The following is a 22,439-nucleotide window of genomic DNA, read 5'->3' as shown; positions in this document are numbered from 1 at the left end:
AGATCTGGTGGTGCACCACCAGATCTCGACCAGAACACCAGATCTCACGGGGTCACGCGGCGGGGGTCAGACGCCGTCGTCGACACGGACGCGGTCCGTCAGGCCGCGGAGGAAGCCCGCGCCCCATGCCATGTGCATGGTCACGAGCGTCGCGGGCAGGGCCAGCGCCGAGCGCAGGTCGAGCCGCGGCTGACGCGTCGCGGCGTGCGCCGAGGCGGCGAGCACACCCAGGAGGTAGGCGGCCGGCGGCACGAGCCCGACCAGCGCCAGGGGCAGCGAGCCCGCGACGGCGCCGCCGACGGCCACCAGCGCGGACGTGCCGAGCACGATCACGGCGGTCGGCGGGGCGAGGTACCGGAGGTTCGCGGTCCCGGGGTTGCGGCGCACCACCTCGCGGCGCCACATGCCCGTGCGCCAGAACTGCGTGGCGACGGCGCCCAGCGTCCGGCGGGGCTTGTACTCGACCACGAGCGACGGGTCGAACCACAGGAGGCTGCCGGTGTTGCGCAGCCGCAGGCACAGCTCCCAGTCCTGGGCCCGGACGTACACGGGCGAGTATCCGCCGACGCGCTCCAGCGCCTCTCGGCGGAACGTGCCCAGGTAGACCGTCTCGGCCGGGCCGGCGCTGCCGCCCGTGTGGAACGACGCCGAGCCCAGTCCGGCCGGGTGGCTCATCGCGCGCGCGACGGCCTTCTGGACGGGGGTGTCACCGACGGGCAGCATGCGCCCGCCGACGCCGTCGGCCCCCGCGGCCTGGAGCGCCTCCACCGCGCGGCGCACGTACGTCGGCTCGGCCACAGTGTGGCCGTCCACCCGGACGAAGATCGAGTGTCCCTCGGGCATCCGCTCCAGGCCCGCGTTCAGGCCGAGCGGCTTGGAGCCCGTCGGGTTGTCCACCACGGTGACGCGGCCGGTCTCGGCCGCGAGCTTGTCGGCGATCTCACGCGTCCGGTCTCGCGAGGGACCCACCGCGAGCACCATGTGCAGCGGGTGCGGGTAGTCCTGGCCCAGGATCGACCGCACCATCGCCTCGAGGTACGGCTCCTCGTCTCGTACGACGGCGACGACCGTCACCAACGGCATGTTCGCCGCCTCAACCCTCTCGGGCACGAGGCCCCCTCTCGTGGACGCGATAGCTGGGCCGGTCCGGCCCTGGACGTTCCCGGGTCCTGCCGGACCGGGGAACATCAGAGGCGGGCACCGCGCGTGCGGCGCCCGCCTCCGACGATGAACAGTTCCACGGACTCAGACCCTGCTTGGCCTCTGAGCCCGCGTCGTGCCTTCGGCCCAGGCGCTGTCTGACGCGCCTGAGCCTACTGGCTTCGCGTCAGGCTCAGGCGTCGACGCGACGGAGGCGCGACATGGGCGAGAACTCGCCGGGCATGACGCGCTTCTGGCCGTCGCCGAGCGCCTTCTCGAGGATGCGGATGTCGCGCACCAGGTTCTCGAGGCCCTTGGGCTCGAGCGAGGAGGCGTGGTCCGAGCCCCACATGGCGCGGTCGAGCGTGATGTGCCGCTCCACGGCGACGGCGCCCAGCGCCACGGCCGCGAGCGAGATCTGCAGACCGGTCTCGTGGCCCGAGTAGCCGACGGGCACGTTGTAGCGCTCCTGCAGCGTCGTGATGGTGCGCAGGTTCGCCTCCTCGGGGGGAAGCGGGTAGGTCGACGTGGCGTGCAGGATCACGAGCTTGTCCGTGCCCAGGATCTCCACGGCGGAGTCGATCTGCTCAAGCGTCGACATGCCGGTCGAGAGGATGATCGGCTTGCCGGTGGCGGCGAGCGCACGAAGCATCTCGTGGTCCGTGACGGAGGCGGAGGCGACCTTGTGGGTCGGCACGCCCATCTTCTCCAGGAAGTCCACCGACGGGGCGTCCCACGGAGAGGCGAACCACTGCACGCCCTTGTCCTTGGCGTACGCGTCGATCTCCGTGTACTCCGGCTCCTCGAACTCAACCTTGTACTTGTACTCGAGGTACGTCATCTCGCCCCAGGGCGTCTGACGAATCTTGTCACGCTGGTCCTTCGGAGTGCTGATCTCCGGAGTGCGCTTCTGGAACTTCACGGCCTGGCATCCGGCCTCGACCGCGACATCGATCAGCTTCTTGGCAATCTCGACGTCACCGTTGTGGTTGATGCCGATCTCGCCGATCACGTACACGGGCTGGTCGGCGCCGACCTGCAGGTCGCCGATAGTGACCGGCGCGGGCTGCGCGTTCGTCGCGCTCATAAGAAGGTCCTTCCGAAAGGGTCGAGCACAGGGTAGTGCTGTTACGTGTCGTCGGGACTAACCGGTGACGACGGGGGTCTGAGGAGCTGCCGTACTGGGGGTGACTGCACTCGGACGCGCAGCGAGTATACGGTCACAGATCTCACGGATAGCACCGTTCCCGCCCTCGCGGGACAGCACGAGCCGGGCCTGAGCCTTGACCTCGGGGCGTGCGTCGGCGACCGCGACGGGCCAGCCGACGACCGCCATGGCGCCCAGGTCGTTCACGTCGTTCCCGACGTACGCGACGCGTGCCGGGTCGAGGTTCTGCTCGGCGATCCAGGCGCGCAGGGCGGTCGCCTTGTCCTCGATACCGTGCATGACCTGCACCTTCAGCTTGTCGGCACGGGACGCGACCACCTTGTTGGTCTCGGTCGACAGGATGAGGAACGGCAGGCCGGTCCGGCGCAGGCGGGCGACGCCCATGCCGTCGCCGCGGCTCACGCGCACCTGCTCGGTGCCGTCCTGGTCGACGTAGGCGTGGTCGTCGGTGTGCACGCCGTCGAAGTCCGTGACGAGCGCGTCGACGTCGAGCGGCACCGGCGCGGCGTCGCTCTCCTGGTCGACGAGCTGGCGGGCGAGCCAGAGGTCGCGCGGCTCGTCGATCTCGATGGACCACTCGGGCGCCAGCGGCTGGATGCCGACGTCGCCGAAGAAGCGGCGGCCGCTTTCACGGAACCCGTCCGTGCGCATCACGTAGAACGCACCGGTCTCCCGGTAGTGCGGGGCGCGCTCCTGGCGGCGCGGGCGGTACTCGGTGGTGTGGCCGACGGGCGTGGCGACGCCGTCGTCGATGCGCCACTGGAAGTCGTGGGTCTCGGAGACCGCTACCACCACGTCCTTCTCTCCCGCCGTGACGCGGCGGATCGCCGTGTCCAGGTCCTCCGGGTCGATGAACGGCGAGGTGCACTGCACCAGGACGGTCACGGGCGGGATCTCCTGGGCGGGCAGGCCGCCGTCGCCGGCCTCGACCCGGTCGAGGACGTGCAGCAGCGCGGACTCCGACGACGCCGTGCTGCCCGCGATCTCCGCGGGGCGGGCGACGACGCGCGCACCGTGCAGGCGGGCCTCGGCGGCGATCTCGTCGTGGTCGGTCGAGACGATGACCTCGGCCACCGAGGGGGCGGCGAGCGACGCCTGGACCGCGCGTCCGACGAGCGTGATCCCGTCCACCCGCGCGAGGTTCTTCAGGGGTACGCCCTGCGAGCCTCCCCGGGCCGGGATGACGACAACGGCGGACGGGGTTTCACCGGGTAGGGACATACGTGGCACTCTCGGGGTTGAGTCGGGACGGATAACGCCACAGTAGCGCTCCGCGCGCGGTCCGACGCACACGGGCGCCCGCACCCGGACCGGCCCAGGGTGTGGGATCCTGCCGTTGCGGCGATAGCCGCCACCCTCCCCAGACGATTCCCCACGAAGCGGTCGTGCGGCGCCCCAGAGGCCGGCGTGACCGTGCCGAGAACGGAGACAGCTCGAGTGCCCGGAACCGAAGGTCGCAAAGCAGACTCCCCGCACGCTGACGGCAGCGCGCCTCGAGCAAGCTCTCGGACCGAGCGTCGGGAGAACGCGCACCGCACCACCGAGGTGATGCGCGCGCTGCAGAAGGTGACGGGCTCGCGGCCGAAGCTCGACTCGCTCACCGCGCGCAGGCTCGCGAGGGGCCAGATCACCTGGCCTCGGGTGCCGGAGGTGCGCGCGGCGATGCTGGACGGCGCGCGCGCGGCGATCGACCGCTGGGACCTGGACGCGGCGGCCACGCTGACGAAGCTGCTCCGGACCGACTCGCCCGAGCCCGAGACGGGCCGCCTCGCCGGCATCGTCGCCCTGCTCGCCGGCGACGCGGACGCGGCGGAGGAGCACTTCTACCAGTCCTCGCGCGGCACGGGCTCGGTGGCGCGGCGCCACACCAACGCACACCGTGCGGTCGAGGAGCTGCAGCAGTTCCTCGACTTCCGGGCCCGGATGCTCAGCCAGGAGGGCCCGGAGGACCTGGCCGACCTGCGCGAGCGCGCGGCGTCGGTCTCCATCACGAACCGCAAGGCGGCCGACGCCGCCTTCGGGCGCTATCTGGTCGCCTGCCTCACCCAGGGCGTCGAGGGCCCGCTGGGCGACGTCCTGGACGAGTTCGCCGACTCCGGCCGGATGCCGGCGCTGACGGCGCGGCCGGGCGCGCTCGACGTGGCCGTCGAGAACGCCGAGTACCTCGCTGCCGACGGCGACCACGCCGGCGCCCTGTTCCTGCTGCAGGGCACGTTCCGCCACTACGGCGTCGTCTCGGAGCGGTACCTCCTCGCCCTGGGGGCCTCGCTGTCGGCGCTCAGCCGGTACGACGCCGCCCGCCGGGCCTTCCGGATCGCCAGCCCCGGGGCCGGCTCGGCGCGCGCGGCCCAGGTGGCCTGGATCATCCACGACGACGAGTCGGCGCACGCCCTGGCCCGCCGGGCCCTGCGGCACGACGCGCCGCGGTCGACGGTCCGGGCAGTGCTCGGCCGGTCCGAGCACCCCGTGACGCCGGCCGAGGCCGACGCCCCTTCGGGCGGCATGGGCCACGTCGCGTTCTACGTGGACCGCGGGGAGAACTTCGGCGACATCGTGCTGCCGGACGCCGTCCGCGACGCGATCACCGAGCCCGCCGGGCCCACCGACTGGGTGCCCTTCCACGCGCACCAGGTGTTCGACGACGAGTTCGTCCGGATCGCGAACGACCAGCGCGCGCTCGTCGTCGGCGGCGGCGGCCTGTTCCTCCCGGACACCTCGCCCAACGGGAACAGCGGCTGGCAGTGGAACGTGCCGCCCGCCGCGCTCGATGCGCTGAACGTCCCCGTCTACGCCTTCGCCGTCGGCTTCAACCTCTTCACCGGGCAGCGGTTCAAGGGCGACCTGTTCCGCCGCAGCCTGATCGCCTTCACGCGCAAGGCCGAGTTCGTGGGCCTGCGCAACACCGGCTCGATCGAGCGCGTACGCGACATGCTGCCCGCCGAGCTGCAGGACAAGGTCCGCTTCGTGCCGTGCCCGACCACCGTGCTCGAGCACATCCGCCCCGACCTGCCCGCCGGTCGCTCCGGCTCCGGCACGGTGCTGCTCAACGCGGCGTTCGACCGCAGCGAGCGGCGTTTCGGCGGCGGCTACGCGGACTTCCTCGCGCAGATCGTCGAGCTCGCGGAGAAGGCGGGCAAGGGCGGCGCGGAGGTGCGGATCGCGGCGCACACGCGCGGCGACCTGCGGCTCGCGAAGGACCTGGAGGCCGCGCACGACCTCACGCTGCCCGTCGACGAGCTCCACTACATGGACCAGGCCGACGCGCTCGCCGTCTACCGGCAGGCGTCGCTCGTGATCGGCATGCGCGGCCACGCGACGATGATCCCGTTCGGCCTGGGCACCCCGGTCCTGAGCATCGTGTCGCACCCGAAGATGCGGTACTTCCTGGAGGACGTGGACCGCGTCGACTGGGGCTACGACGTGGCCGACGCCGACCTGGGCGCCCGGCTCGCGGAGCGCACCCTCGACGTCCTGGCCCGCGAGGACGACTACCGAGCCGACGTCGCGGACCGCCAGCAGGTGCTGCTCCCGCTCGTCCGGGCAGCGGCCGCCGACGTCGCCAAGGCCTGATCGAACACGCACTCACATCGCCGTTAGACTCAACCGGTCTCAGTACACCGAAAGGGAGTTATCTCGATGCCCACCATGCGGAGCGTGCCGCTCGGCCGTGAACCGGGCGACGCGGAGATCGCATCGTTCGCCGACCTGATCGACAGGCCCCTGCTGATCGTCGGCAACGGGCCGTCGTCGGCCATGCCTCCCTATCACCGGATCCCGGCGGACGTGGTCGTCTTCCGGATGAACTGGTTCTTCCTGGAGAGCAACTACCACTTCGGTGACCGGGTCGACGCGTACTTCAGCGCCATCCCGAACGAGAAGCTGGAGAAGCTGCTGCAGGACGAGGTCCGCTCGGGACGGTACGACGTCCGCCGGATCCTCAGCCCGATGCGCCACGCCGCGAACCGCGACGGCGACAAGTACGGTCTGGAGCCGATGACCGGCGTCGAGGAGCTGGACTCCTGGTCCATCCCGGCCCGGCACCCGCGGCTCGCCCGTGCGTTCATGAGCCGGCCGGGCCTGCCCACGACGGGCATGCAGGCCCTGGCGTTCGGCCTCGGCGTCGGTTTCCGCGAGGTCTACCTCGCCGGTGTCGACCTGTACGAGTCCAAGGACAGCCGGTACGGCTACACGGTCACGCAGGCGGCGGAGTCGGCGCTGAAGGACAAGGACCTCACCCCGGGCTACGAGTCCGCGCACGGCCTGGACTCGGACCTCGCGTTCCTGCGCTCCTGCCTCGCCGAGTTCCCGGACGCGAAGATCCGCTCCGTGAGCCAGTCGGACACGCTGCACCTGTTCGTGCCGCCGGCCGACGACGAGCTCACCGACCGCCCGCACCTCACCCCCGAGGCGGTGCCGACGCTCGCCGTGTCCAAGGACACGGTGGACCTCGAGCTCCCCGAGGTCGGCGAGGACACGTCAGTCATCATCCCCAAGGTCGACGGTCCGCTGTGGAAGGAGATCGACGGCCGCAAGTGCGCGTACGTCACCGTGGTCTCCGGCTCGTACCACCACGGCGCGCGCGCCCTGGCGAACTCGCTGCGCGAGCACTCGGACGTCCCGCTCATCGCGCTGGTCACGCCGGACGCCGACCGCTCCGCCCTGGCCGCGAGCGGCATCCGGACCATCCAGGTCCCGGGCATCCGGAACCCGATGAACTCGGGCGGCAACAAGATCCAGGCGCGCTTCGCGATGACCTACACGAAGCTGCACGTGTTCCGGCTCGACTTCTTCGACCGCCTCGTCTACCTCGACAGCGACACCGTCGTGAAGGGCAGCCTGGACGAGCTGTTCGACGGCGACGACTTCGCCGCGGTGCCCGACGCCGGCCTGGACCTGCCCGACGGCAACGTGTTCAACTCCGGCGTCTTCGCCGTGAACCCGTCGCACGGGATGTTCGAGAAGATGATGTCGCAGCTGGCCCACACGACGTCGTACGACGGCGGTGACCAGGGCTTCCTCAACCAGTTCTTCTCGGACTGGCGCAAGCTGCCCCTGGAGTACAACACCACCAAGCGCATCTACTCCCACCACCCGCAGGTGTTCAACGAGGAGGACGTCAAGGTTCTCCACTACGTGGGCCGCAAGCCGTGGGAGCCGACGTCGAAGGGCGAGCGGTACGACCAGCTGGACTACGCCTGGCTCGACTACCTCTCCGACTGGGAGAAGAACGAGCTGGTGCGCGAGCTGCGGCACACCGCGGCCGGCGGCAAGCCGCCGGAGGCGGGCAGCAGCAGCCCGTTCCGTCAGGCCCAGCAGGCCAACCGGACGAACAAGGCGAACGAGGCCGTGCGCCTCCTCGAGGCAGTCATCGCTGAGCGCGAGCCCACGTCGGGCGAGCTGCGCGAGCTCGCCAAGGCGTACCGCCGCCTGGGCCGGCACGACGACTGCGCCCGGGTCCTCAAGCAGGCCTACGCCATCGACCCGCGCCGCAGCGTCATGAAGGACATGATGCTGGCGCAGGCGCGCTCCATCAAGAAGAAGCTCGCCTAGGCAGAGCGTGAGCCAGGGCGGCTCGCCCGCACGAACGAGCCCCGCGGGCAGACCCGGATCGGTTCCTGCCCGCGGGGCTTCGTGCTGTGCCGACCGGAGGACGCGGCGGGTACGGCTACCTGGTGAAGGCGCGCCGTGCACGACGACGGCCTGCGCGCACGATCCTCCGCAGGCTGCCGAGGGACATCCGCTCGGCGGCTGACTGCACGGTGCCGGCGGCCGCGGGCCGCGCGGCCTCGCCGGTCGCGCCGCCCTCCATGCGCCGGACACCGGTCTGCGCGGCGAGTGCCGCTTCCGCGAGGCGACGCCGCTCGTAGTCGTTGTCGTAGCTTGCCTGGGCGAGCCTGATCTCACGGTCGCTGTAGGGAACGAGCTCGGCGATCACCTTCTCGCCGGTGAGGCGCTCGTGGATGATCGACAGGTTTTGCACTGTCGTGTCGACGAACCGCTGCTGTGTCGCGGCAAGCTCCGCGCGCAGTGCGGCGCGATTCGCCTCCACCGCATCTACCTGAGTGAGGGCCGCACTCGCGAAGTCGTCCCGCCACGGGTCGATCAGGAATTCGGGGTGGCCAATTTCGTGTGCAAAGTACTTGATCTTGTTATTGGTGCTCAGCGACAGCGGAATGTTGTTCAGCCCGAATGGGATCATCTGTGAGTGGCCGCGCGCACCAAGGATGATCGGTAGCTGCGCGTAGTTACGGATGCCGTCGAAGAGCACCTTTGTGTTTCCGTACAGCTGCCGCCCGGTGAGGCCGAGCTCGGCGCCGTACTCCTGGAAGAACTTCATGTCCGTGCGCTTGTGGCCCACGAACTCGACGTCCCAGCCGTCCTGCTGGAGGGCCAGGATCAGGTCACGCAGCTGCGGGAAGATCGCGCCGGGCTCGAGACCGGACTCCACATGGGCCACCTCGAGGCCGACCTGGATGCCGATGCGCTTGTCCGTGCCGGGGCCGTCGCCCGCCATGCGCGGCAGGAGCACCCGGCCGATCGTCGTCGGGCACGGCTGCAGTGTCAGGTGCGGCGCCGAGGCAGGCTCGTCCAGCCAGGCGCGCATGTCGTCGACGGCACCTGTCGAGCGCAGCCCGAAGAAGATGCTCTGCGCCATCGTCTGGTTGATGTGCTTGCGAAAGACCTGGTTGTGGTGCTCCGGGTCGAACTTGGCGGGGTTGCCCGCGGCGAAGACGATGATCGGCTTCTTCAGCCTCGCGAGCAGCTCCACCGTGATGTTCCACTGCCAGCCCGAGGCGGGTGTGGCGTTGGTGCGACGCGGGAAGATCCCGCCGCCGCCGATGACCACTCCGTCGAAGTTCTCGTTGATGTCGTCCACGAACGCACTGGTGGCCTTCTCGCGGAACGGGCTGGTGCTCGTCAGCTCGAGGTAGTCTCCACCACCCCAGGAGTTGAACGCGTGGCGAACGAGCTCGAAGAGGAGCTGGTCCCCATAGCTGTACACGGTCTTGAGATCAAGGTGAAGTAGGCGCTGGCGACTCATCATCCCTCTAATCAAACGGCTGGACCGTCGAAAAGAGAGTAGCCCCGGGAAAGCAGTGGAGCGACGCGAATCAAACGATCCGCGCCGCTCCACCTTCTATTTCACCCAGGTTTTATCCCGGCAGATCCGTCACTTACCTGCGAGCTTGTTGCGCAGCGGGCGCAGCCGACGGCGCAGGCCGTCCGTCATCGACTTGCGGGGACCGCCGGCCGCCTCCAGGTCCTTGCGCGCCTTGTTCAGCTCGCGCTTGAGCCGGCCGTTGTCCTGCTCGAGCTTGTCGAACCGCATGGACGAGTCGTACGCCCGCGCCGCGGTGCGGCGCTCCGGCGGCGTCAGCGCGCGGAACGACGGCGTGATCGTCTCGCCCGTGAGGCTCTTGTAGATGGCCGTGAGGTTGTCCAGCGACGTGTCGAAGAAGCCCTGGCGGACGTCGGCGAGCTCCTTGCGCAGCTCCGGCTGGCGCTCGTAGACCTCGTTGATCGTCTTGTACAGGGTGTCCTGGAAGCCGTCCTGGCGAGGGTCGATCGCCCAGTCCGCGTGGCCGATGTCGGTCGCGAAGTAGCGGATCTTGTGGTGCACGTACAGGGACAGCGGGATCGTGCCCATGCCGAAGGGCACCATCTGCGCGTGACCACGCGTGCCGAGGATGATCGGCAGGCCCGCGAAGTACTCGATGCCCTGGTACAGGACGTCGCGGTTGCCCCACAGGATGTGCTCGCTGCTGACGACGCCGCGCTCGGTGAGGCGGTCGTGGAAGCCCATGTCGGCGCGCGCGTGCGGCACGCTCTCGACCCGCCAGCCCTCACCGTTGAGCTTCTCCAGGACGTCGATCTGGTCCGCGTAGATCTTGTCGGCGTCGAACCCGGCGCGTGCCTGCCGCTTGCCCACGATCGACTCGGCCGAGATCCGGCGCTCGTGCGGGAGCTCGTCCCGGAACAGGTCCGGGTACAGGAACGACGACAGCGTCGTCGGGCAGGGCTGGTAGGTGACCCGGTCCCGGTTCGACTCCGTGATGTAGGGCTTGACGGTCTCCACGGAACCGTGGTTGCGCAGGCCGAAGAAGATCGACTTCTCGAGCGTCAGGTTGACGTGCTCGCGGAACGGGTCCGCGAAGTCGGCCTGGTCGATGAACCGGTTGTTGCCCACCGCGAAGATGATCAGCGGCTTCTCGATGCGACGCAGCAGGTCCAGCGAGATGTTCCACTGCCAGCCGGACCGCTGGTTCGGGTTGGTGTCGCTCAGGAAGAGGCCACCGCCGCCGATGACCACGGCGTCGACGTTCTCGTTGATGAAGTCGACCAGACGCGCGGTCACGGGGTCACGCAGCTGTCGGCTCTGGACGATCTCGAAGGCGTCCCCGCCCGCGAAGCCCTCGAAGAGCTCGCGTACGGTCTCGAACAGCAGGGTGTCCCCGTAGTTGCCGTACGTCTTGATGTCGAAGTGGAACAGTCGAAGTCGCTTCATCGTGTCACGCGCCGGTTCTTGGAATGCACGGGCACCATCCTTGATCACTGTGGTCAGATCTGCCAAGCCCGCCGTCACGTGACGGCGGAACGTCGTGGAGCGGGTCGGGTCAGCTCCCGCTGGGGAGATAGGGCGATTCGCCCTTGTTCACCGCGAGGTCCGCCACGCCCGTCGAGAGGTTGCTCGTCACCATCTCGTGGAGCAGCTTGTTCGACGGAACGAGCGCGGTCAGCATCTCCTCGCGCTGCTCCTTGGTCAGGAGCTGCGGCGACGAGTGCGTCACGTTGGAGAAGTTCGCGTCGAGGAACAGGCGGAGCTTGCGGCGGTCCTCCGCCTCGAGCTCGGCGTTGCCGACGAGCGCGAGCTTCAGCGCCGAATCAGAGTACCCGCGGTTCACGGCCTCGGTGTTGAACGAGAACTTCGGCGCGACGTCGACGCCGGTCTGGTGGAAGAACTCGCGCACGAACGCCCGCGAGTGCATCTCCTTGATCCCCTCGAAGTAGTTGACGCGTACCTCCGCGTCCGCGGGGACCGACTCCTTGATCTTCTCGACCAGGTGGTCCCACCGCAGGTTCTCGGGGACCACGGGCTCCATGAACTCCTCGAAGGACTTCGTCGAGCCCACGCGGACCGTCTGGAGGTAGGAGCTCTCGACGAACCGGTCCTGGCGGCGCACGTACAGCAGCACCGTGGTGCGCTCCGGCGCCAGCACCTTGTGGGCGATCCGCAGGACGTTGTCCGCCGGCGCGTACAGGGGGCCGGTCCGGAAGGAGTGCACAGAGGCCAGGATGTCCTCGTGCGAGATGACCAGGCTGTCGTGCGTCGCCGCGTCCCGGACCATCTCGAAGGCCCTCGTCACGTTGCCGAGGCTCGCGCCCTGCCGACGCCACCGCGAGTGGTAGCCCTCCGTGAGGTTCTCGTACTCGTTGCGGATCAGGACGTCGTAGCCGCGCCGGGCGAACGCCTCACGGTTCGTGCGCAGGGCCTTCTGCACCAGCGTCGTACCGGTCTTGTGGGCGCCGACGTGCAGGACGAGGTGCTTCACGGGAATCAACCTTTCGGGACTGATGAACGCCCCCGAGGATACAGGCGGTCCTCACCCTCTTCGTGAAGTGCTTCACGGACACCTCACCAGCGCACGAGAGCTACCCCGCTGACCCGTACCCGGGCCTCGTCCAGCGTCCTCAGCGTCACGCGCCCGGACATCGTTTTCGGGAGCCGGACGGTGTAGACCCGCTGCGCGTCGCTCGCGGCGTCGGTGTTGATCACTCCCACGCGAGCTGCCCCCACGTAGACGCCCACCCGGCCGCGCCCCGGCGCCGTCGCCACCATCACCCGGACCTGGGTCACGCGCTCGACGTCGGACACCACGAGCCGGCTGTCGGCGTGGATGGTGGACCAGGCCCGGTCGCGGAAGTAGGCGTCGTGGTTCACCCGGACCCAGGTGCCCGTGGTGCGGGCCGTCGAGGTGAACGGCACGGGCCGGCTGGTCCGCACGAGGTGTGAGATCGGGCCGAGCTGGCCGTTGCGGTCCACCGCCCGCACCGCGTACTGCACCGAGAGGCCCTCGGCGGCGTACAGGTTGGCCGAGGTGCCCGACACCGTGACGATGCGGCGCCAGTAGCGCTCGTTCGGCATCGGCGACCAGTAGCCCGCGTACCTCTCCAGGACCTGGTACCGCACGGCCCCGGGCTCCCGGGCCCAGGAGAAGCGCGTACGCGCGGGCCACTGGATCGGGTACTGGCCCGGGGTCGCGGCGCGCGGCGAGACCTCGCCCGTCGTGTACCGGACGGTGCCGTGCCGGTCGAGCGCCGCGTTCTTCATGGCGTTCACCGCCCGGCGGATCGCGGGGAGGCGTTCGGCCAGCTCCTCGCCGGGGCAGGCGGTCCAGTTCGTCGTGCTGTGCCCGAGGATGCGCGGCACCCGGACGACGTCGCCCGGATCGCTGCGCGTCCCGGAGCCCGAGCTGCCCCCGTTGGGCAGGCCGACCGACCCGGTGACCGGCACGTGATAGCGGTACGCCTTCCAGGCGAGCACCCGCTCCAGGCTGCGCAGCAGCGACGACGTCGGCCCCGCCGTCACGAAGTTCCCCATCGCCGAGACGCCGATGGTGCCCGTGTTGAAGCCCCCGGCCTGCGCGCCGATCGGGTTGTCCGTGGCCGCCTCCCGGCGGCCGACGAAGACCGTCCCGTACCGGTCGACGAGGAACTGGTAGCCGATGTCCGGCCAGCCGCGCGACCTGGTGTGGTACGCGTAGATGCCCCGGACGATCGCCGCCGACTGGCTCCTGCTGTACGAGTTGGTGCCCGCCGTGTGGTGCACGTACATCGCGTCCAGCCGGCCCGACACCTCGGGCCAGGTCTCCCCCAGCGACTCGTCGGCGCCCCAGCCGCTGCGCGGCACCAGCGGCGGACGGATCTCGTCGCCCGTCGCCGCGTTCGCCGAACCCGGCGGCTGCGCGTCCGCCCCCACGTTCGCGTCGGCGGCAGCGGCCCCCGGGTCCACCACGTCCACGCGGAGGCCGGACGGCGGCCGCCCGCTCACCGTCCGCACGCGGGCCTGGACGGCGCCGGCGCCGGTCGAGAGGAACGGCTCGGTGCCGGCCCGCGCGCCGGGGATCCCGGCGCCGTCCGCCCCGATCTCCTCGACGCCCACCGACTGCCAGGCGCCCCATCGCCCGTCCTCCCGGACGCGCAGGGCGACCTCGGTGACCTCCTCGCCCGTGCCCGCGTCCCACGTGACGCCCGCGACGAGGAAGCGCAGGGTCTCGGCGCGGCCGCTCAGCGCCGCGAGGCGGCCGGGCGCGGCGTCGGCGCCGGCTTGGGCGCCGGCCTGTGGATCAGCCTGTGGATCAGCCTGTGGATCGGCCTGTGCATCCGCACGGACCTCGGCGTGCCCCTCGACCGCACGCAGGGCGCTCGGGTCGCGCCGCGCCGCGGGGTCGATCCCGGTCAGCCGCACCTGGTCGAGCTTCGGCGGTACGGCCGCGGCCTCCGGGAGGGGCAGCTCGACCGTCGGAAGCAGCACGCCACCGACCGACAGTACGAGCACCAGGGACGTCGTGGTCAGGTGGCGCACGAGTGGCCTCATGACCTCGACGGTAGCCACGGTCCACCGGCCCCGCACCAAGATGCGCACGGATCAACTTTCGCCCTGTTGCCCCGGGTGCCTTTCGTGCCCTCGGGGTGCACAGTTGTTGGAAGGAAATGAGAGCACCATGACCACTCGATCTGGCACTGACCGAACTGCCCTGGTTCTCCCAACGGACGAGGGTCGCGAGCGCCCCCGCCGGAGTTGGCGCCTGCGCCGCTGGGGTCGCCTGCTCCTGCCCTTCGTGCTCGCCGCCGCGTCGCTCGTCGCCGCGCCGGGCACCGCGAGCGCGGCCGTCCCCAGCAAGTTCATCATCGAGGGTTCCGGCTATGGGCACGGCGTCGGGATGCCGCAGTACGGCGCCTACGAGATGTCCCGGCGGGGCAGCTCGGCCACGGGGATCCTCGCCCACTACTACCGGAACACCGCGGCCGCTGTGAAGTCCACGGATGCGCTGATCGACGTCCAGGTCTACGGGCCGGACCCGTACAACTACGCGGGCTACGGCGACACGGCCGCCACGAGGGTCACCGTTCGCGACGGCGGTTGGCGGCTGCGGGCGGGCGAGCAGACCGTCGCCTCCGGCCCGGCGGGCACGCTGGGCGTGTCGACGTCGAAGGGCGACGTCGTGGTGCGCACCCCGTCCGGTCGCACGATCCGGCGCGAGCGGATGGTGCTGCAGTGGGCCGGCACGCCGTACTTCAATCCGACGGCGGGCCCGGCGACGGTCACGATCGACCGCGCGCACGGCTCCTACCGGTACGGGCGGCTCGTGCTGAGCGCCTCCGAGGGCGTGCCGAACATCGTGAACCGCCTGCGCCTCAACACCCAGTACCTGTACGGCCTCGCCGAGATGCCCGCGTCCTGGGGTACGGCCGGCGGGCAGCAGGCGCTGCGCGCCCAGGCCGTCGTCGCACGCTCCTACGCGGTGCTCAAGACGGCGCAGTGGAAGGCGGCCTGCGGGTGCGACGTCGTCGACGACGTGCGGGACCAGCAGTTCTCCGGGTGGAAGCACGCGTCGGGCTTCGCGAGCGAGTACTGGCGCGATGCCGTCGACTCGACGACGACCTCGCTCACCAGCGGGAGCGTCCTGACCTACGGCGGCCGGCCGGTCGCCACCCACTACTACTCGTCCAGCGGTGGCCGCACGGCGAACACCGAGGACGTGTGGTCGTCGGTCGTTCCGTACGAGCGGTCGGTCGCGGACCCGTACTCGAAGGCCGCGCCGGGGAACACCTACGCCAGCTGGCGGCGGGGGATCAGCCAGGCCAGGGCGCAGGACCTGTTCGGGGTGTCGTGGCAGGTCGCGTCCATCAAGGTGACCCAGAAGTACTCGAGTGGTCAGGCCAGGACGCTGGTTGCCACGTCGCCGAGCGGCGTCACCAAGACCATCACGGGCAAGGCCGACCAGATCCGGGCGAAGGTCGGGGCCAAGACGAACGCGGGCAACGTGCCCTCGGCCTGGTTCGAGGACATCCACCCGGGCTGATCCGGCCCTCGAGCACGGCAGAGGCTCAGGTCACCGGGTGGCCTGAGCCTCTGCCACGTTCACGGAGCGTTCAGAGCGGGCGGGCGTCCGACTCCAGCAGCACCGGGATGCCGTCGCGTACCGGGTAGGCGAGCGGGCGCTCGGGGTCGGTCGAGTGCAGCTCCGGCTCGCCGTCGGGCCCGACGGCGTCCGTCAGGGTCGCCCCCGTCACGGGGCAGCGCAGGATCTCGCGCACCCACGGCTCGAGCGGCTCGACCTTGGTTGTGCTCACAGTGTCTCTTCTTCCTCGGCCGGACCGTCGGCCGACTCACGCACGAGCGACAGGACGTCGTCGCGCACCTTCTCCATGATGTCCTGGTCGGCGGCCTCGACGTTCAGCCGCAGCAGGGGCTCGGTGTTGGACGCGCGCAGGTTGAACCACCACTGCGGGTGGGACTCCCAGTGCGACACGGTAACGCCGTCGAGCGTGTCGACGACGATCCCCGGGTACGCCGCCCGGTAGGCGTCGAGCACGCGCTCGGTCGCGGCGGCGGCGTCGGACACCGTCGAGTTGATCTCCCCCGAGCCGACGTACGGCTCGAACATCTCGGCCAGCTCGGACATCGTGTGGTCCTGCGTGCTCAGCGCGGCCAGGACGTGCAGCGCGGCCAGCATGCCGGTGTCCGCGAACCAGAAGTCGCGGAAGTAGTAGTGCGCGCTGTGCTCCCCGCCGAAGACCGCGCCGTGCTCGGCCATCTGCGCCTTGATGAAGGAGTGGCCCACGCGGGTGCGCACCGTCGTCGCCCCGGCGGAGGACAGCAGGTCCGGGACCGCGCGCGAGGTGATGAGGTTGTGGATCACCGTGGGGGTCCGGCCGGCGGCCAGCTCCTTGGTGACCTCGGCCAGCCCCACCAGGGCGGTGACGGCCGACGGCGAGACGGCGCCGCCGCGCTCGTCCACGACGAAGCACCGGTCGGCGTCACCGTCGAACGCCAGCCCCAGGTCCGCCTCGTTCGCGACGACGGCGGCCTGCAGGTCGATCAGGTTGCTCGGCTCCAGCGGGTTGGCCTCGTGGTTCGGGAACGAGCCGTCCAGCTCGAAGAACAGCGGCACGATCTCCAGCGGCAGCCCGGGCAGGCCCGCGGCGTCGCCGAGGACGGCGGGGACGGTGAGGCCGCCCATGCCGTTGCCCGCGTCGACGACCACCTTGAGCGGCCGTGCCCCGGACAGGTCCACCAGGGAGCGCAGGAACCCGGCGTAGTCCGCCAGCAGGTCCCGCTCAGTCACCTGGCCGACGTCGGCCACCGGCTCCGGCAGCCCGTCGTCGAGGAAGCCCTGGGCCAGCTCCCGGACCTCCGCCAGGCCGGTCTCCTGCCCCACGGGGCGGGCGCCCGACCGGCACAGCTTGATCCCGTTGTAGCGGGCCGGGTTGTGGCTCGCGGTGAACATCGCGCCCGGGACGTCCAGCTGCCCCGACGCGAAGTAGAGGCCGTCCGTGGAGCACAGCCCGATCAGCGTCACGTCGACGCCGGCCGAGGTGACGCCCCGGGCGAACGCGTCGACCAGCTCCGGGCCGGAGTCGCGCATGTCGCGGCCGATCACCATCCCGGGGCGTCCGGAGCCGCCCGGTGCGGCGGTTTCGGCGTCGGCGTCGGCGTCGGAAAGCACGATCACCCGCGCGAACGCGGCCCCCAGGGCCTGCGCCACCTGCGGGGACAGCTGGTCGGGAACTACACCGCGTACGTCGTACGCCTTGACGAGGGAGCTCAGGTCGATGGCCACCCGGTCAGCCTACGGAACGCGGGCGGGACTCCGCGATCAGGGTTGCCCCCGATCTGCGGATAGGGGTGGTCCACCCTGGGGCCTGGTGCGGGTGCGCGCGCAGGATCCGCGCGCACGGTCCGCGCACGATGTCCAGTACCAGGATGTTTCGTGCGGCTATCCTTGCGCGGTGCTTGCAGTCGCTCAATTCCACGCCCCGCTTCCGCTGACCAACACGATCCAGCGGTACGACTGGGGATCCGTCGACGCGATCCCGAGCCTGCTCCGCGCCGAGCCCGACGGGGAGCCGCAGGCGGAGATGTGGCTCGGCGCGCACGCCAGCGCGCCGTCGGTCAGCCGGATCTCGCGCGACGGCGAGGTCGATCACGTGGCCCTCGACCGCCTGGTGCGCGAGGCGCCCGTGCAGACGCTCGGCCACCGGGTCGCTGAGCAGTTCGGCCCGCGCCTCCCGTACCTGCTGAAGGTGCTGGCCGCGCGCAAGGCGCTGTCCCTGCAGGTGCACCCGTCGCCGCGGCAGGCCCGGGAGGGCTTCGCCCGCGAGAACAAGGCCGGGATGCCGCTGACGTCGCCGAAGCGGTCGTTCAAGGACGACCAGCACAAGCCCGAGATGATCGTCGCCCTGTCGCAGTTCGAGGGGCTGGCGGGCTTCCGCACGCCGCGCACCATCCTGGACGTGCTGGACGGCCTGGCGGGCAAGATGGTCGACAGCGTCCGCTCCGCGCTGCTGCACGACCGCAGCCACGACGGCATGCGCGAGGCGTTCAACCACCTGCTGTCCGCGCGCGCCGACGAGGCCTGCGCCGCCGACATCCAGGCCACTCTCGACTCGGTGCGGGCCCGCCTGGCGGCAGGCTCGCCGTTCGAGCGCGCCGACCGCACCGTGATCGACCTCGCCGAGCAGCACCCCGGCGACCCGGGTGCGATCGCGTCCCTCATGCTCAACCGGTTCTCGCTCGAGCCGGGCGAGGCGGCGTTCACGCCCGCGGGCGTGGTGCACGCCTACCTGTCCGGCCTGGGCGTCGAGATCATGGCCAGCTCCGACAACGTGCTGCGCGCGGGCCTGACCACCAAGCTCGTGGACGAGGAGAACCTGGTCGCCTGCACGTCGTTCGCGCCGCAGCAGCCGTCCGCCCCCGAGATCTCGACGGCGGGCAGCCGCGGCCAGGTGCACACCTACCGCGTGCCGGTCACGGAGTTCGCGCTCACTACTGCCGACGTCGACCCGTCGGAGCCCGTCACGCTGCCCGCTACGGGCCCGCGCATCCTGCTGTGCCTGGACGGCGAGCTGGAGCTCGCGGCCGACCGGGCCGAGGACGGGCCGCAGCGCCTCGTCCAGGGCGACTCGGTCTTCGTGCCGCACGACGCCGGGAACCTGGAGCTCTCGGGCGCGGGCCACGCGGTCTGCGCCTGGGTCCCCTGACCTGGCTTCCGCCGAGATAGAACCAGGGCGAGATAGAACCGCAGCGGTCTGCGGTTCTATCTCGCCGTAGTTCTGTCTCGCCCTGGTTCTATCTCGGCGTCATGCCGAGTTGTCGTCGTCCGCGCGCAGGACGCGGAGGTGGCCACGGCGTGCCGTCTCCGTCACCGATGACGGCTCTGCCGGACGCCGCACCCGGCCGGCCTCGCGGACGGCGTCGGCCAGGGCGGACAGGTCGTCCGGGCTCGGCCCGGCGTCCTCGAACTCGGGCATGAGGCGGACCACTTCCCACCCGCGCGGCGCGGTCAGCCGCTCGGCGTGCTCCGCACACAGGTCGTAGCTGTGGGGCTCGGCCAGGTGCGCGAGCGGACCCAGCACGGCTGTCGAGTCCGCGTACACATACGTGAGCGTCGCCACGGCCGCGTTGGTGCAGGCCGAGCGCGAACACTGTCTCACCGATCTCACGCGCTGAGAGTACGCCGCTGACCGGGCAAGACACGCCGAACACGCCGGGCATTCACGGCCGTAACGGCGGGAGCCCGACATCGGCGCGTCGTACCCCGCGCGCAAGCAGCAGCCCCGCACCCGCGAAGCCCAGGTCGACCAGCGTCAGGACCACCCGGCTGACGATCACCGCGAGCCCGGCGGCCGGCCCCGGCAGCGCCCCGGCGAGCACCGCCGCGAGCACCACCTCGCGCACGCCGGCGCCGGCCGGCGCGACCACGAACAGGAACCCGGCGGTCCACGCGAGCGCCCAGCCACCCGTCGCCAGGGCGAACGTCCGGGGGGTGAGGGGCAGGCCCAGTCCCGTGCAGAGCACCCACAGCTGCAGCCCCGCGACCAGCCACCCGGCCACCGACCAGGCGGCGGCGCGACCCAGGCCGCCCCAGGTCATCGGGTGCTCCAGCGCACCGCGCCGGGCGAGCCGCACGGCCAGCCCGATCAGCCGGTTGAGCACGGGCGGCGCGAGCACCACGACGACGGCGGGCGCTACCCACACCACCCAGGACCACGCGCCCAGCGCGCCCGCGGAGACGAACGGCAGCGCCACCGCACCCACCGCCGCTCCGGAGGCGACCGAGACCGCGACGGCCACCAGCATCGAGGCGGCCGACCTGCTGCGCGGCACCCGGTGCCCCGCGCCGACCTCGGCGGCGGCCACGACGTTCCACACCCCGCCCGGCACGTACTTGCCGAGCTGGCTGATCCCGAACACCGCGACGGCGCTCCGCAGCGACAGCGGGGAGCCGAGGTCCGCGAGGACGGCGCGCCAGGCCAGCAGCGTGCACCACACGTACACCGCACCGAGGACGACGACGAGCGCCACCTCGGTCACGGACAGCTCGGCCGCCGCCCGGAGCAGCGGCTCGCGGTTGACCAGGACGTACCAGACGGCCAGCGCCAGCGCGATCGCGAGGAAGCCCCACCGCACCCACGGGGACCGGAGCACGGCGAGCGCACCCCGCAGGAACGGGCGGCTCGTCGCCGTCGTCACCGGGGCGGCTGCCGCCGGGGCGGGGTCGCTCGCCGTCGTCGCCGGGGCCGGATCGCCCGCCGTCGTCATGCCCGGTTCGCGTGCCGTCACAGCGCGCCCCGGCCGCGCAGCGCCGCGACCAGCGGCTCGGTGACCACCTGCGGGCGGATCCGGTCGCGCCCGCGCGCGGCGCGCACCCGCGCGGCTGCCAGCGTCCCGGGGTCACCGAGCTCAGTGAGCCGGGCCGCGAGCGCCCCGGGGTCGGCCGCCGGTACCAGCTCGACGCTCTCCCCTACGGCGCGCCGCTGCGGCGGGGTGTCCGAGGTGACGACGACGCAGCCCGCCGCGAGCCCCTGGTACACCTTGTTCGGCACCACCCGCAGGCCCTTCGGGGTGTCGCTGAAGATCCCCAGGCAGACCTGGTGCCCGGCGACGAGGGCGGGCAGCTCGTCGGGCTCGACCCAGTCGTGCCAGGTCACGCCCGGCGTCCCCGCCAGGAGCTCGCGGGTGCGGGGCAGGTCCTGGCCGGCTCCGACCATCGTCACGCGCAGGGCCGCACCCGCCGCGACGGCGTCGCGCACCGCCTCGGCGATGACCGGCGCGCCCTGCAGCGGGGTGTACAGCCCGAAGAAGACCACGGACAGCCCGCCGTCGCCGGCCGAGCCCCCCTCGGTGGTCGAGCTTGTCGAGACCCCATCGCTCGCCGAGCCCTCATCGCTGGTCGAGACCCCGGCCTCGACGAGCTCGACCAGCGGCGTCTCGCCCGCCGCCCGCCATGCGTCCGGCGCGCCGACCAGCACCACCACGCCCTTGTCCGGGTCGGGGAGCAGCTGCCGGTGCTCCTCGGTGTCGGTGACCACGACGTCGGCGCACGCGACGGCCAGCCGGTCCAGCCCGGTCAGGAGCCGCACGCGCAGGCCGGTCGCCCCGCGGTCGGTGGCGGTGTCCCCGGCGAAGACCAGGTGGTCGAGCACCACGACGGAGCGCGGGTACAGCAGCCGCGCCAGGATCACGTCGAAGTGGCCCAGGTAGCCGACGAGCACGGCCTCGGGTCGGCCCTCGGCGCGCCGCAGCCGCACGGTGTCGCCCACCAGCCCGGCCCAGCGCCGCAGCAGGCGACCGGCGAGGATGGGCAGCCGCCACGGCTGCTGGAGCATCCGGACCCGCTCGGCGGTGGAGAAGCCGAGTGGCCGGTTCAGCTCGGTGACCTTGACCCCGTGGGCGCGCAGCCCGGCGACGAGGACGGCGGTGCGGGGGTGCCGTGCGGCGTCGTAGGTGCCGAATGCGATCACTACACGGCCGCCGGGACGTCCGCGAGGCCGGTGTCCGCAGGCCCGGCGGGCACGGCGGGCCCGGCGGGCCCGGTGGGCACTGCCCGGTCGCTGGGCCCGGCCGGCTGGGCGCGGTCTATCGGCGCCGTCCGGTCGACCGGACCGGGCCGGTTCCCGCCCGACGGCCGCCCGTTCTCGGGCGCACCCGGGGCGACCGGGGCCGCCGTCGTGCCGTACTGCACCTCCTTGAGGCGCTCCAGCGTCTCCTCGAGCAGCACCCGGTTGGTGCGCTGGAGGTCGGCCAGCACGAGCAGGGCGAAGCTGAGCAGCGCCCCCACCAGCGACGTCGCCCCGAGCACTATCGACTGGATGTGCTGCCCGCCGGTACCGGTGGCGAGGAGCATCGCGTACCGGCCGAACGGGATCACGGCACCGAGCGTGAACAGCAGCCCGAGCGTGATGAACACCGTGTGCGGCTTGAACATCACGTAGGACCGGCTGATGGCCTGGCCCGACTTGGCGATGTGCTGCCACATGCTCGTGAAGAGCCGTGACTCGCGGGTCTTCGCATTGGTGGTGATCGGCAGGCTCAGGATCCGCAGCCGCTTGTGCCCGGCCTGGATGATCGTCTCCATGCAGTAGCTGAACTGCGTGACGACGTTGAGCCGCATCAGCGCCGCCCGCGAGTAGGCGCGGAACCCGCTCGCGGCGTCGGGCAGGTCCGTTCCCGCGGCGAAGTTCACGGTCGCGCTGCCGGCCTTCTGCAGGGCCTTCTTCAGCGGGGAGAAGTGCTCGATGGTGGCGGTCTGCCGGTCGGCGATCACGATGTCGGCGTTGCCCAGCACCACGGGCATCACCAGGTCGCCGATCCGCTCCTGCGGGTACTGGTTGTCGCCGTCGGTGTTCACGACGATGTCCGCCCCGTGCCGCAACGCGTAGTCGACGCCGTCGCGGAACGAGCGGGCCAGCCCCATGTTCCGGGTGTGGTGCACGAAGTGCCGCACGCCGAGGCGACGCGCGACCTCAACAGTGCCGTCTGTGGACCCGTCGTCTACGACCAGGATTTCGATCTCATCGATCCCCGGGATGCTGCGGGGGATCGTGGCAAGCACCAATGGAAGGG

At 71.3% G+C, this 22,439-nt stretch carries 17 protein-coding genes; 4 read left to right on the top strand and 13 right to left on the bottom strand.

The window, feature by feature from the left end; genetic code table 11:
- Nucleotides 1-66: 66 nt before the first annotated feature.
- The 3 genes from C8K30_RS29690 to C8K30_RS29680 all read right to left on the bottom strand — a co-directional run bounded on the left by C8K30_RS29690 (nt 67) and on the right by C8K30_RS29680 (nt 3,529).
- Complete coding sequence (locus tag C8K30_RS29690; RefSeq protein ID WP_369941729.1) at nt 67-1,110, bottom strand: glycosyltransferase family 2 protein; 1,044 nt, start codon at nt 1,108-1,110, stop codon at nt 67-69.
- Between the two features lie 223 nt (nt 1,111-1,333).
- A complete protein-coding gene (locus C8K30_RS29685) occupies nt 1,334-2,227 on the bottom strand; it encodes an N-acetylneuraminate synthase family protein (protein ID WP_108496512.1) in 894 nt (297 codons plus the stop codon).
- A 57-nt stretch (nt 2,228-2,284) separates the two neighbouring features.
- The gene (locus tag C8K30_RS29680; protein WP_108496511.1) at nt 2,285-3,529 is read right to left on the bottom strand and encodes an acylneuraminate cytidylyltransferase; all 1,245 of its coding nucleotides are present in this window, start codon (nt 3,527-3,529) and stop codon (nt 2,285-2,287) included.
- Between the two features lie 327 nt (nt 3,530-3,856).
- On the opposite strand from C8K30_RS29680, the gene C8K30_RS29675 reads away from it, so the two are divergent.
- Together C8K30_RS29675 and C8K30_RS29670 are read left to right on the top strand one after the other, a co-directional pair.
- Nucleotides 3,857-5,878 (top strand): polysaccharide pyruvyl transferase family protein, encoded by a 2,022-nt coding sequence (locus tag C8K30_RS29675; RefSeq protein ID WP_108496510.1) that lies wholly within the window; start codon nt 3,857-3,859, stop codon nt 5,876-5,878.
- Nucleotides 5,879-5,944: 66 nt separating this feature from the next.
- Nucleotides 5,945-7,858 (top strand): glycosyltransferase, encoded by a 1,914-nt coding sequence (locus C8K30_RS29670; protein WP_108496509.1) that lies wholly within the window; start codon nt 5,945-5,947, stop codon nt 7,856-7,858.
- A gap of 115 nt (nt 7,859-7,973) precedes the next feature.
- Here C8K30_RS29670 and C8K30_RS29665 read toward each other — a convergent pair whose 3' ends face one another.
- From C8K30_RS29665 to C8K30_RS29650, 4 genes are all read right to left on the bottom strand, one after another.
- Nucleotides 7,974-9,443: a hypothetical protein gene (locus C8K30_RS29665; RefSeq protein ID WP_146197653.1), complete on the bottom strand. Its 1,470-nt coding sequence runs from the start codon at nt 9,441-9,443 to the stop codon at nt 7,974-7,976.
- Between the two features lie 36 nt (nt 9,444-9,479).
- Entirely contained in the window at nt 9,480-10,814 is a 1,335-nt protein-coding gene (locus tag C8K30_RS29660; RefSeq protein WP_108496507.1) for a polysaccharide pyruvyl transferase family protein, read from the bottom strand.
- A gap of 109 nt (nt 10,815-10,923) precedes the next feature.
- Nucleotides 10,924-11,859 (bottom strand): hypothetical protein, encoded by a 936-nt coding sequence (locus tag C8K30_RS29655; RefSeq protein WP_108496506.1) that lies wholly within the window; start codon nt 11,857-11,859, stop codon nt 10,924-10,926.
- Between the two features lie 83 nt (nt 11,860-11,942).
- The gene (locus C8K30_RS29650; RefSeq protein ID WP_146197652.1) at nt 11,943-13,904 is read right to left on the bottom strand and encodes an N-acetylmuramoyl-L-alanine amidase; all 1,962 of its coding nucleotides are present in this window, start codon (nt 13,902-13,904) and stop codon (nt 11,943-11,945) included.
- Nucleotides 13,905-14,031: 127 nt separating this feature from the next.
- On the opposite strand from C8K30_RS29650, the gene C8K30_RS29645 reads away from it, so the two are divergent.
- The gene (locus tag C8K30_RS29645; RefSeq protein WP_158281170.1) at nt 14,032-15,393 is read left to right on the top strand and encodes a SpoIID/LytB domain-containing protein; all 1,362 of its coding nucleotides are present in this window, start codon (nt 14,032-14,034) and stop codon (nt 15,391-15,393) included.
- 70 nt (nt 15,394-15,463) lie between these two features.
- Here the strand turns inward: C8K30_RS29645 and C8K30_RS29640 are convergent, their stop codons facing one another.
- Nucleotides 15,464-15,664: a Trm112 family protein gene (locus tag C8K30_RS29640; RefSeq protein ID WP_108496503.1), complete on the bottom strand. Its 201-nt coding sequence runs from the start codon at nt 15,662-15,664 to the stop codon at nt 15,464-15,466.
- Nucleotides 15,661-17,154 carry a phosphomannomutase/phosphoglucomutase gene (locus C8K30_RS29635; RefSeq protein WP_108496502.1) on the bottom strand — a complete coding sequence of 498 codons (1,494 nt, stop codon included), beginning with the start codon at nt 17,152-17,154 and terminating at the stop codon, nt 15,661-15,663. Before C8K30_RS29635 ends, C8K30_RS29640 begins: the two co-directional genes overlap by 4 nt.
- A 169-nt stretch (nt 17,155-17,323) precedes the next feature.
- Here C8K30_RS29635 and manA point away from each other — a divergent pair, with 169 nt between their 5' ends.
- Complete coding sequence (gene manA, locus C8K30_RS29630) at nt 17,324-18,574, top strand: mannose-6-phosphate isomerase, class I (RefSeq protein ID WP_108496501.1); 1,251 nt, start codon at nt 17,324-17,326, stop codon at nt 18,572-18,574.
- A gap of 99 nt (nt 18,575-18,673) precedes the next feature.
- Here the strand turns inward: manA and C8K30_RS29625 are convergent, their stop codons facing one another.
- From C8K30_RS29625 to C8K30_RS29610, 4 genes are read right to left on the bottom strand one after another with little or no spacing between them, the layout of a single operon-like run.
- Nucleotides 18,674-19,036: a DUF3499 domain-containing protein gene (locus tag C8K30_RS29625; RefSeq protein ID WP_108496500.1), complete on the bottom strand. Its 363-nt coding sequence runs from the start codon at nt 19,034-19,036 to the stop codon at nt 18,674-18,676.
- Nucleotides 19,037-19,088: 52 nt separating this feature from the next.
- Nucleotides 19,089-20,156, bottom strand: a complete 1,068-nt coding sequence (locus tag C8K30_RS29620) for a lysylphosphatidylglycerol synthase domain-containing protein (protein ID WP_233257570.1) — start codon at nt 20,154-20,156, stop codon at nt 19,089-19,091.
- Nucleotides 20,153-21,337 (bottom strand): glycosyltransferase, encoded by a 1,185-nt coding sequence (locus C8K30_RS29615; protein ID WP_108496498.1) that lies wholly within the window; start codon nt 21,335-21,337, stop codon nt 20,153-20,155. The genes C8K30_RS29620 and C8K30_RS29615 overlap by 4 nt, the downstream gene beginning before the upstream one ends.
- Nucleotides 21,337-22,428 (bottom strand): glycosyltransferase, encoded by a 1,092-nt coding sequence (locus C8K30_RS29610; protein WP_233257569.1) that lies wholly within the window; start codon nt 22,426-22,428, stop codon nt 21,337-21,339. Before C8K30_RS29610 ends, C8K30_RS29615 begins: the two co-directional genes overlap by 1 nt.
- Nucleotides 22,429-22,439: the final 11 nt, after the last annotated feature.

The sequence above is a fragment of the Promicromonospora sp. AC04 genome (assembly GCF_003058225.1).
Classification (GTDB): Bacteria; Actinomycetota; Actinomycetes; order Actinomycetales; family Cellulomonadaceae; genus Promicromonospora.
This window is presented reverse-complemented; position numbering and strand designations above follow the sequence as displayed.